General features: G+C 63.6%; 18 protein-coding genes and 2 pseudogenes. 6 read left to right on the forward strand and 14 right to left on the reverse strand.

Going from position 1 to position 15,978, the window contains the following annotated elements; translation table 11 throughout:
- Positions 1-10: 10 nt before the first annotated feature.
- From OHA42_RS17375 to OHA42_RS17415, 9 genes are all read right to left on the reverse strand, one after another.
- A complete protein-coding gene (locus OHA42_RS17375) occupies positions 11-424 on the reverse strand; it encodes a hypothetical protein (RefSeq protein WP_406238349.1) in 414 nt (137 codons plus the stop codon).
- A 1,035-nt stretch (positions 425-1,459) separates the two neighbouring features.
- Positions 1,460-1,681 (reverse strand): hypothetical protein, encoded by a 222-nt coding sequence (locus OHA42_RS17380; RefSeq protein WP_406238351.1) that lies wholly within the window; start codon positions 1,679-1,681, stop codon positions 1,460-1,462.
- Positions 1,678-2,289: a TetR/AcrR family transcriptional regulator gene (locus OHA42_RS17385; RefSeq protein WP_406238353.1), complete on the reverse strand. Its 612-nt coding sequence runs from the start codon at positions 2,287-2,289 to the stop codon at positions 1,678-1,680. The genes OHA42_RS17380 and OHA42_RS17385 overlap by 4 nt, the downstream gene beginning before the upstream one ends.
- A complete protein-coding gene (locus tag OHA42_RS17390; protein ID WP_406238355.1) occupies positions 2,286-2,486 on the reverse strand; it encodes a cold-shock protein in 201 nt (66 codons plus the stop codon). Before OHA42_RS17390 ends, OHA42_RS17385 begins: the two co-directional genes overlap by 4 nt.
- A gap of 27 nt (positions 2,487-2,513) precedes the next feature.
- Positions 2,514-2,684, reverse strand: a complete 171-nt coding sequence (locus OHA42_RS17395) for a hypothetical protein (RefSeq protein WP_406238356.1) — start codon at positions 2,682-2,684, stop codon at positions 2,514-2,516.
- Between the two features lie 128 nt (positions 2,685-2,812).
- Positions 2,813-3,103, reverse strand: coding sequence for a hypothetical protein (locus OHA42_RS17400; RefSeq protein WP_406238358.1), 291 nt, complete (start codon positions 3,101-3,103; stop codon positions 2,813-2,815).
- Between the two features lie 236 nt (positions 3,104-3,339).
- On the reverse strand, positions 3,340-3,921 hold the full coding sequence (locus OHA42_RS17405; RefSeq protein ID WP_406238360.1) for a hypothetical protein: 582 nt from the start codon (positions 3,919-3,921) through the stop codon (positions 3,340-3,342).
- Complete coding sequence (locus OHA42_RS17410; protein WP_406238362.1) at positions 3,918-4,820, reverse strand: hypothetical protein; 903 nt, start codon at positions 4,818-4,820, stop codon at positions 3,918-3,920. The genes OHA42_RS17405 and OHA42_RS17410 overlap by 4 nt, the downstream gene beginning before the upstream one ends.
- A gap of 6 nt (positions 4,821-4,826) precedes the next feature.
- Positions 4,827-5,015: a hypothetical protein gene (locus tag OHA42_RS17415; RefSeq protein ID WP_406238364.1), complete on the reverse strand. Its 189-nt coding sequence runs from the start codon at positions 5,013-5,015 to the stop codon at positions 4,827-4,829.
- Between the two features lie 336 nt (positions 5,016-5,351).
- Here OHA42_RS17415 and OHA42_RS17420 point away from each other — a divergent pair.
- The 4 genes and pseudogenes from OHA42_RS17420 to OHA42_RS17435 all read left to right on the forward strand — a co-directional run.
- Positions 5,352-5,405 (forward strand): annotated as a pseudogene (locus tag OHA42_RS17420) (hypothetical protein); the annotation flags it as partial.
- A gap of 267 nt (positions 5,406-5,672) precedes the next feature.
- Positions 5,673-6,521, forward strand: a complete 849-nt coding sequence (locus tag OHA42_RS17425) for a hypothetical protein (RefSeq protein WP_406239945.1) — start codon at positions 5,673-5,675, stop codon at positions 6,519-6,521.
- Positions 6,522-6,583: 62 nt separating this feature from the next.
- Positions 6,584-7,408 (forward strand): aminoglycoside phosphotransferase family protein, encoded by an 825-nt coding sequence (locus OHA42_RS17430; RefSeq protein ID WP_406238366.1) that lies wholly within the window; start codon positions 6,584-6,586, stop codon positions 7,406-7,408.
- Between the two features lie 362 nt (positions 7,409-7,770).
- Positions 7,771-8,346: a hypothetical protein gene (locus OHA42_RS17435; RefSeq protein WP_406238368.1), complete on the forward strand. Its 576-nt coding sequence runs from the start codon at positions 7,771-7,773 to the stop codon at positions 8,344-8,346.
- Between the two features lie 478 nt (positions 8,347-8,824).
- Here the strand turns inward: OHA42_RS17435 and OHA42_RS17440 are convergent, their stop codons facing one another.
- The 5 genes from OHA42_RS17440 to OHA42_RS17460 all read right to left on the reverse strand — a co-directional run bounded on the left by OHA42_RS17440 (position 8,825) and on the right by OHA42_RS17460 (position 12,610).
- Complete coding sequence (locus OHA42_RS17440) at positions 8,825-9,088, reverse strand: hypothetical protein (RefSeq protein ID WP_406238370.1); 264 nt, start codon at positions 9,086-9,088, stop codon at positions 8,825-8,827.
- Between the two features lie 6 nt (positions 9,089-9,094).
- A complete protein-coding gene (locus tag OHA42_RS17445) occupies positions 9,095-9,616 on the reverse strand; it encodes a hypothetical protein (protein ID WP_406238372.1) in 522 nt (173 codons plus the stop codon).
- A 463-nt stretch (positions 9,617-10,079) separates the two neighbouring features.
- Positions 10,080-10,340, reverse strand: a complete 261-nt coding sequence (locus tag OHA42_RS17450; protein WP_406238374.1) for a hypothetical protein — start codon at positions 10,338-10,340, stop codon at positions 10,080-10,082.
- 189 nt (positions 10,341-10,529) lie between these two features.
- Entirely contained in the window at positions 10,530-10,901 is a 372-nt protein-coding gene (locus tag OHA42_RS17455; RefSeq protein ID WP_406238376.1) for a hypothetical protein, read from the reverse strand.
- A 275-nt stretch (positions 10,902-11,176) separates the two neighbouring features.
- On the reverse strand, positions 11,177-12,610 hold the full coding sequence (locus OHA42_RS17460; RefSeq protein ID WP_406238378.1) for an FAD-binding protein: 1,434 nt from the start codon (positions 12,608-12,610) through the stop codon (positions 11,177-11,179).
- 898 nt (positions 12,611-13,508) lie between these two features.
- Here OHA42_RS17460 and istA point away from each other — a divergent pair.
- Both istA and istB read left to right on the forward strand, forming a co-directional pair.
- Positions 13,509-14,750 (forward strand): IS21 family transposase, encoded by a 1,242-nt coding sequence (istA, locus tag OHA42_RS17465; protein WP_406238379.1) that lies wholly within the window; start codon positions 13,509-13,511, stop codon positions 14,748-14,750.
- Positions 14,750-15,569: pseudogene (gene istB / locus OHA42_RS17470) on the forward strand (IS21-like element helper ATPase IstB). Before istA ends, istB begins: the two are co-directional and overlap by 1 nt.
- Positions 15,570-15,978: the final 409 nt, after the last annotated feature.

The raw sequence follows: 15,978 nt of genomic DNA on the forward strand, positions 1-15,978 counted from the left end.
AGCCGGGCGATCAGCACCGCGTCCTTCTCATCGGTTTGTCACTGGTGAGATCCTCGGCGCGGCGTGACCAGGCGGTCATCGACGGCTGGACACACACAAACGCCATGCCACGATCTGCTGCTAGCTGTCCGAGCACCCGCCACCGATGGCCGGTCGGCTCGCATGCCACCGTCACCCCGGCGAAACCCGCCGCGGCTGCGCGTTGGCCAGCCCAGTCCAACGCGACCCCTAGATCCCAGGCGCGGCATCGGAAGATTTTGCGGGCCAATACTTTCGAGTCGTGATCGGTCACTATCACCATCTGCTTGCGATCAGCCAGATCGATCCCGACGATCGCGTTGTCGAGCGGGACCAGTGCCCGAAGCCGCGCCAAACGCGCGTTTCGGTTGCGATCACCCCAGGACAACCCATTACCGTTACCCATGAACGTCCTCCTGCAGCGATGGGACACCAAGCCCGACAAGCGCATCAGGAGGACGTTCGCTCGTCCACACCTAAGGCGCAGAACGTCTTTCTATGCCGCGGTGACGGCGATCGGGAACCTCCACTGATGGGTGTCAAACGCAAGCGTGACGTCGAATTTCGCCGATGCGGCCTCCTGCTCGTGCCGGGCGACGTCAGGATTCGCCGATGAACGACGTCAGGGTTCACCGATCTAACCAGGTAAGCCGCCGTCGGTAGTTGATAGGAAGATCATTGGGGCTCAACCTCGCATTCCAAGGTGCTCAACGGTGATTCTCGGACAGCGCTGGGGCGCCCGCACCGGTTGCCGATCGCGTGTTCGTCGAATGCCAGGCCCGATAACTCGCCGGTCAACCGAAACACGTTGAGCCACAAATGTTCCCGGCATCATCGACATGCCGGGAACCAGCTCATCGTGACCCACCGATCGTCGCTATCCACCGTCTCGGCGTTGGTGAGGTGCTCGGGCAGAACGATTCTCATATAGACCACCGCCTCGACGGGGTCGTCGGAGTGATCGACGGCGCGGCATAGCGTGTTCACCGGCCACCCACAGCCTGACTCTTAGTCCGGAGAAAGTAGTTCCAGATCCGTGCCGAGTGTGGAATGTCGTTGCGGATCAACGGAGGTCGGGTGACGGTGTGTGTCACGTCGCGGCTCCTGCGCATTGGCGACGGTCAGATCCGAATGCGGAAGTCAGGAAGTAATTGATCCTCGTGGCGCTCACCAGTTCACGCAATCGCTGACATAGTCCGGGCCGCCGAAGTACGCCACGGCCAGGGCTGCCTGGCGTAAAGCAATGCCTTGCCAACGGCCAGACCGGTTCGCATTGCACTGAGTGACGTGTGCCACCAGCGAACCCCGTTGTCCAAAACGGAGTTCAGCCTCACGGTGCAGCGAGACGGTCGGCGCATCGGACCCGAACATAGGTGGAGGGCTCGGGTCCGCGTCTGCGCAGACAGGGCTGGGCGGCGTGCGCGCCGGGGTCGTCGCGGCGTCAGGTGTGAGCAATGGGAACCTCTTCGGGGTGTTGCGTGTCAGACGGCTGGTGCTGGTCTTTTGCAACGTTGATGGCCAGGATCCCCGACAGGACCGTTTCGAGAACGGCGCGATCGGTGATCGGTGGTGCTGCCCACACCCGCTGCGCTTCGGCTTCGGTGAGAGGGGACGGACCACCCTCACTGCTGTCGGCACTGCTCGGTGCCGGTGGGAGGTTCATGCGGGCACCGCGCTGCGTAGGACTAGTTCGATGTGTGGTCGTATCGCGGTCCCCGGGATGCCGAGGCCGTGAAGGTGTTGATCGGCAATTCCGATGACCAACGACAGCAACAGCATCACAACGGTGTCGGCATCCCTGCGTGGAATACCGGGGTTCATTGCTGTGGTGAGCAATTCAGCGACAGCCTCGCGCATGCGAGCGATTCGCCGGGCGGTGGCGGGATTGTCGGGGTCGAGGTCTGCGAGGGTGCGTTCCAGGCTGGCCCAGCCCGGTCGCGTCACCAGGATCGACGTCCACCTCGCCAGTGTGATGACGAGTTCGTTGGTATCGGTGGGCTGGAAACGTTGGATCCGTTGGATTGCTCGGTCGCACAAGATATCGGCGACGTCATGGCCGATGACCGCTTTGCCCCTGAAATGCGTGGAGAACATGCCTTTGCTGCATCCGGCCTCCTCGGCAATCCGCTCGATCGATGTCGCGGCAAACCCTTCGGCGAGGAACAGATCCGTCGCCGCCTGCACGAGCCGTTGCCGCATCACCTCAGGACCGACACGCTGCAGCGTGGACTTCTTGGACGTGTCACACACGGCAAGCTCGGGTGGTTTCACAGGACACGTACCTCCTGGGCAGCCGGGCCCTTGGGGCTGCGGCCGGCGGAGAACTCGACCCGCTGCCCCGGCTCCAGCGTTCGCCACCCTGGCGCGAGGATGCTGGAGTGGTGGACGAATATGTCGCCTCCGCCGTCGCGGGTGATGAACCCGAAACCCTTCTTCGGGTCGAATCGTCTGACGGTGCCGTATTCCATCGTGGTTTTCCTTACTCTGCGACTGGGTCAATAGGAATCGGTGAACGCGGTGCCGGCGTGGTCGCCGCCATAGGTAGCAGCGGCTCCGCGTATGGCGGCGAATACGTGATGACGCTGCACGGCCGCGAGCAGGTCGGCGATCACTAGGCCGGTGATCACGTAACCCACAACGGTGATAGCGGAGCGAATTTTGGACATGGCAGATGAACTCCCTTTCGCGTGGATTGGGTCGGGTGATGCTGTGGGGCCGCGGTTTCCGCGTCAGCTGTTGAAGGTGTCGACAACCGAATAGACGACGAGTTGACCGATCCGCGGTGCTACCCGGTTCATCGAGCGTTTCCACGCATGAGCGGCAGCTGCTCGACGCGAGTGTTGTAGTCCCGCTGCGCTTTGAGGACACCGGCCAGGCTGGTATCAGCGTCGGGGGTAGCGGCGTAGGTCATCCACCGTGCGGCCATCGCCGAGAGCAGTTCACCGATCCCGACATCGTCAGCTGGGATGTCGACGACAGCCGCGATGGTCGCGTCGATCTTCCGAATCAATTGCGCGAGATCGCCATCGACTTCTTCCAGTGCAGGACCGGCCAGGTCTATGCGGCGCCGATGGGTATCGAGCATTCGCACCGCGAGTGCAGACCATGCTGGGCTGTCGAGAACCGGATGAACAGGCTCATACGGTCGTCGACGTGGCAGGCACGCGAATCGAAGGCGGCCCAGTGCGGCCAGCCGGTCGCGCCAATTTCTCGGTCGCGCGGTGACGGGCCAGATCGCAGCGAATTGGCCGATCCAATCTGCGGCTTGTGGCAATCCCGCGAGGGCGATGTGGTGGCGCTCCACTGGTGTTGTTTGCCTTGTCATGTCGTTGATGGAGGAGTTCGGGGGACGCCGCGCCACCCCAGTGGCAGCTGGACGCGGCGGGACTTCATGTCCTCGACGAGCTGGGCGTAGCCCTCCCACACCTCACCGAGGTGGAACCACGCCTCGTGCCGTAGCTCCTCGTCATCGCCGTCGGTGCTGGCCTTGGTAGCGGTGTGTAAGACGGTCCACCACGCCTCGGCATAGGTTTTGGCGACATGGCTGATCACTTCGCCGAGTGAGTGGGTATGCATGCGCGCAACGGGATTTCGCGGCAGATGAAACACAGCCCAGGAGTTGATCTCGGCAATGTGATCGGCGATCTCGGCGTGGACTGCGTGCTCGTCGAATCCGTTCGCTCGCTGCCATGGATCCACGGTGCGGGGGATGAGCGATGCGTGCAGATCACCAAGTTCTCGCGCCCACCCGATCAATGCCGGTGTGTCGGTGAGATGACCGGCGATTGCGGCGAGTAGCTCATCACGCGAAGGCAACGCTGCTGGGGCGACGACGGGGTAGCCAGTCGGCCGTGTGAGGGCCGCGTCGAGCAAACAGCGCACGGGTGCAACAGTTTCTGTCACGACGCGACACCGACCGGCTCGAAAGGTATCGCGTACTCGCGCCCCAGCGTGCAGCGCGTGATCGTGTGCCTGTCGTTGGCGAACCGATCGGCGTGCGCGCAGATCGCTTTCAGCTGAGCACTGGGGTCGTCAGCACGGTGGCGGGTCTCCTCGAGTTCCACCACGAGCAGGCCATCGCAGCGGTGCAGCAGCCGGATGACTCCAGCGTTGCCATCTGGGCCGAATCCAAGGTCACCCGCTGCGATGGCGGCACGATCGGAGTCCGCCACGAGTTCCTTGTAGAGCCGGTCGACGGGCATCACCTGGTCGGTCCACCGCCGGATGGTCAGGACCTTGATCGGATCGAATCTGGTCAACGTCGCGCCCACATCCAGCGGGGACTCCACCAACACCACCTCCTCGGCGGCAGTCAGGGGCGCGACCGTGAGCGGCGCGACGGCGTCCGGCTTTTCGGATGCGACGGGATCGTCGGCGTCGAGACGGTAGATGTGGGCGGTTTTCATCCGCGTAATGCGTTGAACGACGGCGTGTCCGGAAGGACCGAGGCTGGTCAGATGAGCCCAGGACGGCACGACCAGGTGTCCACCACCGTGGCCTTCCAGCTCCTCCATCAACTCCCAGAGCACTTGCGTCCGGGGAGACTTCGCGTCGAAAACCTGCGCGAGATCCAGATGCCGGGCCCGCGCCACTTGATCAAGGCGTGCCATGATCCCGATATCTGGGTCACGGCGATCCGCCTCCTCGATCATCGAGCGCAGCAGTTTTTCGGGTGCTCTGGGCTCGAACAACACCTTCCCAGGCCCGAAACAAGCCGTGTCCGCGTACTTCTCCATCGCATCTGCGACACCGCTGTGTGTTTGGTGACCGATGAGGTCCATACGTGCGTATCCGAACCACATCCTCGCTCACCTCCGCCACGCGTCGCGGCGGCGGGCGACCGCACCTAGGAACTGGTGGCAGGTACTGCCGTGGCCTGCGTGTACGGCAGCGAGGAAGTCCGCCTGCACGCTCGTGATTCCAGGCCCGGGTGCGCTGGTGCAGTCCCGACCGGTGATCAGCCACAGGTCCCGCTGGTCCGGGGTTGGTGGATACATCGATGCCTCCCTGAGTTCAGGGCACCCGGCGCGGGGCGGTGGCCTACTCGCCTCGGCCTGGATTGGGACCGAGGGGGACCGTGAGGGGATTGTCCGCGCTGCTGGTTGGTGTGTGATGAGCTGATAAACCAGCAGGTGGCGCCGGGTGCCGCATATGATGCTCGTGCCATAGGGCGCCCGCCGATAGTGTTGCGGCGTTGCCATTTGTTGCCGTTTCTTGGCAACACAGTCAGGGTCGTTGCGGTTAGAGGGGACCGAGCAGGCGTGAGCGACACATCGAGGTTCGGCGAGGTAGCCAAACGGCTACGTCTGCAACAGGACCGGTCGATCCGCAGTGTGGCCGCCGCGATCCGTTACGACGCTGGTGCGTTGTCCCGCCTGGAGAACGGACACCGCCGTCCGCCCCGGAGAGTCGCTGAAGACCTTGATGCTGAGCTCTCAGCTGACGGGTTGCTGATCGAGTTGGCCGAGGAGTTGGAGAACCCCGCTAGTTCGACTGGCCCGGTTCTGGATGGGTTGGACGCCTCGGCTGAGGCGTCCATATCCTTCGCTGAATGGGCGTGCAATGACGACTCTGGCCGGTTGACAGTTGACAGTCTTGCTAGCGAGTTGTCTCGAATCGCACAGCGATTCGTGCACGCACCTCCACGTCCTTTGGTGGTTGAGCTCGGTGGGTTGCGCGACAAAATACGTCGTGCGCTGCAGGCCGGTCCACCGCCGCGCCAGGCGCGGGAGCTGCTGTTCCTCGCAGGGGTGACAATCGAGCTGCTCGCCCAGATCACCAGCAATCTCGGCAATCCATTCTCAGCGATGCAGCATGCACTCGCCGCTGAATCGCTGGCTACCCAAGCGGGACACGACGGTCTGCGCGCCTGGACGCTCGGCACCCAGGCACTGATCGCCGAGTGGAATGCGGATCCGGGCAGCGCGATCGAGATCGTTCGTAGGGCATCGCAATGGTCACCCGCCGGGGAGCATCAGATCCGGCTCGCCGCACTCGAAGCGCGATGCGCCGCCCGGCTAGGCCGCAGAGACGAGGCTCTGACCGCGGTCGCCCGCGCCCTGGCAGCCGCCGAGGCCACCCCCAACAGTGATGAGGTCGTGGCCTTCGGCGGGTCACTACAGTTCCCGACGAAGTTGGCCTACTACCTGGGCACCACCTATCGGCTCATCGGCGAGCCCGCCGATGCCGAACAGTGGGCGCAGCAGGCGGTGGATGGCTACACCCGCGGCCCAGACAAGGACCGTTCCTATGGAGACGAAGCCCTCGCCCGCGCCGACATCGCCATCGTTCGCATCACCAACAGAGCCGTCGAAGGCGCCCGCGAAATCCTTGCCCCGGTGTTCGCGCTACCACCCGGACAACACATCCACCCGGTTGCCGAGGGCTTACGGGCCGTTGACAATTCGCTGCGAGCCACCGACGATGCCAAAGCCTTGATCGCCCGAACCCTGAGCGAGGAGATCGCCATGTTCACCACTGCGCAGCTGCCCGCGCCGCGATGACAGAGCTCGACGCCACACGGTTGGTGCTCAACGCCGCATGCGAGGAAGCTGGACTATCGCCCGTGAGCGCACACTTGCTGCGGGCGCACTCCAATACCGTCTACCTGCTGCCCACAGAACAAGCCGTCGCGCGCATCAGCCACAACGAGCACCATGGTCTGCGTGCACGGGCATCCGTCGCTATCGCTCGATGGCTCGCCGACCACGACATCCCAGTGACGGAACCGCGCATCGATCACGCCATCGACATCGACACGGTCACCGTCACGTTCTGGCAGTACTACCCACAAACCGATCTCAGCCGCCCACCGGCCAGCGAACTCGGTGCCATCCTGGCTCGACTCCATGCACTACCCCCGCCACCGTTCGACCTCCCCGACTACCCACCACTGGCCGGCCTAGCGATAACCCTGCACGACCCGACCACTTCACGGGCACTTACCGAACACGACCACCATTGGCTGACCGAACGCACCCGCCACCTCATCGACCAGTACCACCAGGTGGACTCCGAACTCGGCCGCGGCATGGTCCACGGCGACGCGTACCCAGGAAACACACTCTGGGGACCACGCGGTGTGCTCCTCGGCGACTGGGACGAAATCAGCATCGCCCCGCGTGAACTCGACCTGATAAACACCATCCAAGGCCTGCGATTCGGCACCAGCGAGAGCGAAATCATCGACTTCGTTGCCGCCTACGGCTGGGACGTCCGACAGTGGGACGGGTTCGCGCTGCTAAGGGAAATGCGTGACCTGCACACCCTCAACGCCTACATCCGCCAAGCCAGCCAGGGTGACAGCGCCGCGGAGCGCGAACTCAACAATCGTCTCTGTAGCCTGCGCAACCCAGAATTCGCGGAGGCACGCTGGAACGCCCTGGGGTAATTCCGGTTTCGTGTTCGGCTGGCGCCATCTACGCCAGGATCGTCGACGTCGCCGAGAACAGGTAGATCGGTTGTGGGACAGTCGAACTCCGCTTTCTGGCAGGTCGGCCCATCGGCATTGCGCTTGCCTTCCATCGTCACCCCACGCACATATCCCAGGCTGTGGCCACCCGATCCTTGCGTGCCAGCGACGAGAACACCTCACTCACAAAGGAATCGAGGCGTTCACCGACCTCGACCAGACCTGCGACATCCACACCGCCGGACAGATGTATGGCCAATTGCTTTCGCGCCGAAGGGATCTGAAGGGCGGCTCGAAGCGTCGAGCCTCGCCGTGAATGACGCGACCCATACAGTGGACCCATGAATGACCGCACCCAAAGCGCCGATCTGTTTCTCGACGAGTTGCCCTCGGACCGCAAGGGGTCCTGGCGCGGCCAACTGTTCGGCAACCCGTCTTCCGGCCTTGATCCGGTACTCACCTTGGCACTGAGATTCCCGTGGCGCAGTTCGGTGGACGTGACGATCGAAGGGATCCCCGCGGATGTGCCTTCTTGGCGCGAAATCGAAGGCATAGAGGTCGAATCCACCGAATCCGGGGAGCCGATCGAGGCATCGGTGTACGACGGTGCCCACAACTTTTTCGAGTACGCGCGCATCCAGGTCCTTCATCAGGTCGGCACTATGGCACGGTTTGCCGTCGACCTGGCCGAGGGCGAGGAGTTCTTTCTCACGCTTCCGAATGACGAGATACTCGAGGCCGACCAGATCTACACGACAGTGGATGCCGAGTTCGAGGGCATCGAAATGTACCTGACCGCGGACCGAGAGCTGGCCGAGTTCACCGACCCTACCGGTTTGGTGTTCGACTGGGCTCACGGCGACTGCAAGTTCTACAAGGTGGTCGACTCGGGCACCCCGGAGCATTCGGGACACTGATGCCGGCTCCGGACCAGGATTCTGCGAGACAGTACCTCGCACCACGTGTCCTGCACGATCTCAGGACGGCCGGATCATCGATATTGCTGTAGTTCCGCTGTGGAACATCGGTCGTTCGCGCGAGGATTCCGGCTCCAGCGTGGGCGACCAGCCGCAATTGCACCACATCCTGCGCAGCGGGCGACCACCGCTGCTGGCGATGTAGCCGAGATCAAGACCGTGATGGATCCGGGTGAGCCGTGCTGAAGGGCTGTCGGGCGTGATCTTGGCGGAAGGTAGTGCCGTTGTAGCGTCGGAGTCGCGCGGGTAGAGCGGTTCGGTGGGGTAGTAGACATGCCCGCAGGGGTGCTCGATGTAGCCAGGTCAGTGAGCTGTAATAGCCGAGTTGAGCGCATTCGATGGTCGCTGGGGCGAACGATGTTTGGACTCCTGGTGGACGGTGGCGGGCTCGCCGATCTCGGTCGGCGAGCCCGGAGTATCAGCCGCGCCGCGGCTCCGCTGCCCGATTGGAGGGGATGCATGACATCGCCAGCATGGTGGGAATGGTGCTGAACCACCTGTGGTACTCGGCGACCGGAATATCGTTGTGCGGCAGGGAGAGTGGTTCGTGGATTCCGGTGATGACCAGCCCGTGGGCGGTCAACCGTTCGGCATACCACGACAGCGGGCGGTGGTAATGACGGTGTCCGCCGACGGACGCGATCCACCGGGTGGTAAGTGGCGGTGTTTTCGCCTTGATCAAGGCGCCCTACTCGGCAGTGAGCTCTGGGCAAGGTCCGAGCCACCACCATCCGCCGTCCAGCTCCAGGGTGGGGCAGATGTCATCGCCGAACCCAACATATGGCCCGGGATCGGGCCGGCCGGAGAAGTGCCCGTAACCGGTAGCGCCGTCCGGGGTTCCGACGTAGTCGGGCACGAACCGTACCGGATGCCCATTGCTGGTGCCGATGACCGCCACCTTGCAGTTCACCGAAACGAAGCACAGGTAACTCGGAAGAGGAACGCCGTAGTAGTTGTCTTGGCGACGCTGCGGCACTTCGATCTCGGCCACAGCGGTGAAAGCCGGGTGCTCGAGCCGGAACCGGGTCCACGCCGTGGCCTGGGGGCTGACGATGAAGGCGATTGATCCGGCGATCCCGACGAAGGCGAGTGCTGCTGCGGCAGGCAGGGGCCACCGTTGCACGTCGCGGTTTGCCTGCCACACCGCGAAGGCGAACACGGCGATCGAGATCAGCAACACCAGTGCGAACAGCGGAAGGCCAGCAGCCATAGCTGAGTCACTATCCAGCCGCGGTGCAGCGCCACACCGAGCATGACCAGGGCCGTAACGAACGCGGCCGACCGGAGCGCGGCAGCGGAGCGAGGGGGTTGGGCACAACAGCAATCTAGAGCGGCGATGTGCGGGGTCGGCGCGGGAATTGTGCCGATCATGTGTGGTCGGCAGCACCGGGTGTCGGCGGATCGATCCGAACAACCCGCTGTTGCACCGGTGATCGGCCGGCGCTCGCCGGGGCAGCCGAGAGGGTGGTCGATACCCCGAGCATCGCCAGACGTGCACCGTGTTCGGTAGTGGCAGGCCCATGCTCGCATTGCCAAGGCGCGAAAACACCGCCACACAACGCTGCGAATCACAGCTCCGGCGTGGCTAACCTGCCGATTCCGTCCGACTGGGCCGGTGTTCAAAAGACGATTCTCAACACTTGGCCATGAGGCCGGATCGAGTACGGTCGCCTTCATACTCCAAAAGGCGATGGCCCTCGCATGCAATGGTCGGAGAACTCCTCCTCGGACATGTTGTACTCCTCGTCAGCGACCTTCTTCATCGCCTTCTTCACCTTGGCGCGGGTAGCCGCGCCAGCGGCATGGCTACCGGTCACCATCGTCACAGCTGTGCCCGCGAAGCCCGATTGAGCTTCGATCGAGACATCGTTGTAGATTCGCTCACCCTGGCTGACCGTCCGCTTCGTCACGAGACCACGGGTGGTACGGGCCATATCTGGCAATGCTTGGTGGCGAGTACGACGCCGCCGAGGTCGGTGAGGGCTTGCTCGAAGCGATCGGCGATAACAGTCTCGAGGTCGGCTACGCACTGGCATCGGTCGACACCAACAGCGATTCTTCTGCAGTGGGCTTCGTCCCGCTGACCCGGTCGCTGGAATCGGTGTCGGGCTCCTGCGATGGGTTCAGTCCCACGACAGCGCCGGTGGACAGGACCGCAGGCCCGACGAGCGCCGGATCGTATCCTCCGTCGAAGACGCGGACATTGAGGTCTTGCTCGACGGCTCAGCGATGCGGCCCAGCGTGGCATCGGGATCAGGTAGCGGTCGGCCAAAAGCCGGCCCCGCAGTATCGCCTCCGGTTTCGGCCAGCGCTGCGGCGTAGTTGTCGCGGTCCTCGGCAAGGATCGCTTCGGTGCCGTCGAAGAGCTCGTCGAATTGATCGGCCTGTACGGAGCGATCGTCGAATGGTTGGGCGAAAGTGAGGAATCCGCGCTCGAACTGTTCTCGATAGCTGTCGACCTCAGCGCGCCACCGCTTATCCCAGGGGACTGCCATAGACCTCGTCCCCGTGTCTGGTCAGGATCTCCCAGGCCCGTCGGGTCGGGGTTTCTTCGTAGACGCCGGTCCGCTCACAGCTCGCCACCGCGGCGTCGTTCTCGGTAGGTTGGTTCGTGGATCACCATCGGCACTGCCTCAAGCCTTCTGACAGGGTTGGCGCGGCCGAAACCGGGCGTCGAAGGTGTGGAGTTCATCGAGGATGAACCTGCGGCCGGACTGCCCAAGTTATTAACCTTCGGTTGCCCGGCCGCGTAGCGGCGCGCAGAAACTGCTTACGTGTTTGTGCTGATCGGTTGCCAGTGACCGGCGCGGACCGGCTCGTCATCGACTAGCCGGAGCCGGCGGGCCAGATCCGAGACGAACACCCGTTCTGGGTCCGCGGCGTCACGAATCCGGCGCCATTCTTCGAGCCGCGGATACATCGCTCGAATTGTTTCCGGCGTGGTGCGTGACTCCTTGGCGAAGTAGAGGCGCCCTCCGGCGGCCAGCACCCGCTGATCGAGCTCGGTGCAGAACTCGCTCAGGCCTGCCTTCAGTGGGAAATCCAGGCTCAACATGAATCCCGGGTGCGGCCATGACAGTGGGGCCCGACTGCTCGGCCCCATGCGCTTGAATACGTTGAGGAAGGATCGATGACCCGAGTGTGCGATGGCTCGTACCGCATCGGCCAGTTGGTCTTCGGCACCGTAAGGCATCGAGAACTGATACTGCAGAAAACCACGCCGACCGTAGCCGCGGTTCCACTCCCCGAGCAGATCCAGGGGATGAAGGAACTGAGTGATGTTCTGGATCAGGCCCCGGCCCTGCTTCGCGAAGGTGCGGTGGGTGACCTCGCCACCGATCCGGGTAGTCAGGTTGTTGACCATGCCATTGGGGAAGACGTCAGGGACCGTAAGCAGCTGCGGCGCATTGAAATACAGCGGATTCTTGCGCAATTTGGCAGGTAGCTGATCGAGTGTGGCAAGGTTACCGCGGCTGAACCCCGCGCGACCGAGTTTCGCGTTGGTGCTGATCGTGTCGGGCACCGCCACCGAGTACTCATAGCCGTCGTCGGAGCCGCCGGTCAGCAAGTCCATCGTTTCGTCGAGATTGTTGGTTCGGTCGCTGTCGACGAAGAAATACGCGGTTTCGGTGTGCTTCATCCTGATTCGGGCACGTGTGACGATGCCCGTCAGCCCCATCCCGCCAACGGTCGACCAGAACAGATCCGTATCACCCTCGTCAGGTCCGATCGTGCGGAGCGTGCCATCGGCGGTCAGTAGGTCCATCGACAGCACGTGGTTGCCGAAACTGCCTTGGGAATGATGGTTCTTGCCATGGATATCGGAAGCAATCGCACCGCCGATGGTCACCTGCCGAGTACCCGGCAATACCGGAACCCACAAGCCATGCGGCAGAGCAGCCCGCATCAACGTGTCCAGGCTGACGCCGGCCTCGACGTCGACCACACCGCTATCCGGGTCGATCGTGTGGATGCGGTCGAACGCGGTCATGTCGACAACAAGACCACCACCGTTCTGCGCCGGGTCTCCGTAGCTGCGCCCCAGCCCTCGGGCGATGACACCACGCGGTCCCGCCTCACGGACGGCCTTGGCGACCGTGTCGATGTCGGGAGTGGAAAGTACCTGCGCGACAGTCGGTGCGGTGCGGCTCCAGCCAGCCAGTGGACGTTGATCGATCACCGATTCCCCATTCGTGAAATGCACGCCTGCCACCGTAGCGGCTGATTGCTAATACTCGACAATGACGGTCGTCACCAGCCCTTCACCGATTCGCTGTCGCGTCCGACACGACAGACACCGTGCGTCCGGACAGCGCCATCGGCAGGGACAGGAGACCCACTGAACCGCTATGCCGGAGCGTCGGATTCTGACTTCACCAGCAGGGGAAGAAGGTATCTGGCCTTCTCCAACGACAACCCCATACCGTCCCAGCCTCTTCCACGCTACGGCCCAGCCCGACGTCTAGTTGGTCGTTGTACCCAACAGCTACCACCTGCCAGCAGGCAAGCATGTGTTGTCGGGGACCGGCAAGCCGCGTGATCGTGGTGCGGTTGCGCCAAATCGATATCTAGGCAGGTAGTCTCGGATTTCGCGAAAGGCTGCGTGTTGTCAAAGGTGGCAAGAGCTCCAAAGGTCCCATCGTGCTCGATACCGCTGCTACCCGCTCCCCAGCAGGTGACATAGTGCGTTAATCATCGGATCACCTTCGTGCCTTGGTGACGTCTCCTTCCCTCAGGCGGCGCGGTCCAAACGGCCGGCACGGCTCGACGAGGTCTGAGGTTTTCGTCAGCCTAAGCTGCGGTCACAGAAGGCCGCTTCGTACGGTCGATACGGAGGTGTCGGGAGCGCGGTAACAGCGGAGGATCGAAGTGGTAGAAAGAAATTTGGGGAGGGAGTCGGTGAGTACAGCAGGCTGATGCGGATCGGCGGATGTGTTGAGCCGCCACCGACCGGAGTGGTGTCACAGCTCACTACCTGCATATCGATGGAGCTGGGAACTGTATTGTCGACAGCACGTGAAGAATGACCACCGCGCGGCAACTCAAAACGGACCACCTGGTCGGTGACCCTGGCTCTATCCGAGCCAGGGAGGACCGAAGGGATGCTTGCTGTGGAGGATTGGGCTGAGATTCGTCGTTTACGCCGCTCAGAGGGTATGCCGATCCAGGTGATCGCCCGGATGCTGGGCGTGTCCCGCAACACCGTCAAGCGGGCCCTGGCCTCGGACGGGCCGCCGAAGTACCAGCGCCCGCCGAAGGGGTCGATCGTGGACGCGGTCGAACCGCAGATCCGCGAGTTGCTCAAGGTGTATCCGACGATGCCGTCCACGGTGATCGCCGAGCGGATCGGCTGGAATCGCTCGGTCCGGGTGCTCTCGGGCCGGGTCGCGGAGTTGCGGCCGGCGTATCTGCCGCCGGATCCCGCGTCGCGGACCGCGTATGTCGCCGGGGAGATCGCGCAATGCGATTTCTGGTTCCCGCCGATCGAGTTGCCGGTGGGGTTCGGGCAGGTCCGTGGCCCGAAACAGCTGCCGGTCCTGACGATGGTGCTCGGGTATTCCCGCTGGTTGATGGCGATGCTGATCCCCTCGCGGCATGCGGAGGACCTGTTCGCCGGATGGTGGACACATATTCACCGATTAGGTTCGGTGCCAAGGGTTTTGGTCTGGGACGGCGAAGGCGCGATCGGCCGTTGGCGGGCTGGGCGCAGCGAGTTGACCGCCGAGTGCCAAGCATTCCGGGGAACGCTCGGCACGAAGGTGCTCGTCTGCAAGCCCGCCGATCCGGAAGCCAAAGGCATGATCGAACGGGCTCACGACTATCTCGAACGGTCGTTCTTGCCGGGCCGATCATTTACCAGCCCAACCGATTTCAACACGCAGCTGGGTGACTGGCTCGAGCTGGTGAACGCTCGGACACGGCGCGCGCTGGGTTGCGCGCCGACCGATCGGATCACCGCAGACCGTCAGGCGATGCTGGCGTTGCCGCCGGTCGCGCCGCAGATCGGGTGGCGCCGCTCGGCGCGGCTGCCGCGTGATCACTACATTCGCTTGGATTCCAATGATTATTCGGTGCATCCGTCGGTGATCGGGCGGCGGATCGAGATCCTCGCCGACCTGGACCGGGTCCGGGTGTTCTCCGGCGGCCGGATCGTGGCCGATCACGAACGGATCTGGGCCTGGCATCAAACCCTGTCCGACCCCGAACACGTCGAGGCGGCGAAAGTGTTGCGGCGCGGCCGGATCGGTGTCCTGCGCCCGGCACCCGAGCCCGATGTCGAGCAGCGCTGCCTGACCGACTACGACACCGCGCTGGGCATCGACATCGAAGGCGGGGTGGCCTGATGCCTCCACGGACCAGAACCACCGCGAAAACACCCACCACGACAAGGGATTTCACCGCCGAACTGAACTTCCTCACCCGGGCGTTGAAAGCTCCGTCGCTGCGGGAAGCTGCTGAGCGGCTGCCCGAACGCGCCCGCGCCGAGAACTGGACCCACGAAGAGTTCCTGATTGCCTGCCTGCAGCGGGAGGTGTCCGCTCGCGAGTCCCACGGCGGTGAGGGCCGCATCCGCTCCGCCCGTTTCCCTTACCGGAAATCATTGGAGGAGTTCGACTTCGGACACGCCCGCGGACTCAAACGGGACGTAGTCGCCCACCTGGGCACTCTCGATTTCGTCACCGCGAAGGAGAACGTGGTGTTCCTGGGCCGGCCCGCCCGGCACCGGCAAGACTCACCTGGCTATCGGGTTGGCGATCCGAGCGTGTCAGGCCGGGCACCGGGTCGCGTTCGCCACCGCCGCCGACTGGGTCGCCCGCCTGGCCGAGGCCCACCACGCAGGCCGCCTGCAGGCCGAGCTGACCAAGCTCGGCCGCTACCCGCTTTTGGTGGTCGACGAGGTCGGCTACATCCCGTTCGAGAACGAAGCCGCCAACCTGTTCTTCCAGCTGGTTTCGTCCCGATATGAACGCGCGAGTTTGATCGTGGCCAGCAACAAGGTCTTCGGCCGCTGGGGAGAGGTCTTCGGCGACGACGTGGTCGCCGCGGCCATGATCGACCGCCTCGTCCACCACGCCGAGGTCATCGCCCTCAAGGGCGACAGCTACCGGCTCAAGGACCGCGACCTCGGCCGCGTCCCCGCCGCCGGCACAACTGAAGACTGAACCATCAATCCCACCGAGCAGATGGTCCAAATTGGCGTTCCGTCAGATGGTCCGGGTTGGCGTGCTGTTGACATGTATTATCCAGCCCCGTCAAACATGCTGAGCGATCACCATGGGCGACTACCCCTGAGCGAGCCCCGTGCCGATGCAAGACTGGCGGGGGGCTCGCTCGGTTATGAATTGAGGACAGCGGAATCGAAGGTGCCCAACGCCTCGCGCACTGGGCGCCGTTTGTGTGGGTAGCCCTTTGTCGGTGCTGTTGGCCACCACCACCGCGCCTATGGCGTTGCTCCCTTTTATTTCACACTTGCGTGACGACTCCGGACTGAGGAGGCGGGAATGACGCCGTTACTCAACTTGACAGAACTGGTATCAGCGCGATTGTGCCGCATCAGCTCGAACCACCGCG

The organism is Nocardia sp. NBC_01009 (genome assembly GCF_045208035.1).
GTDB lineage: Bacteria > Actinomycetota > Actinomycetes > Mycobacteriales > Mycobacteriaceae > Nocardia.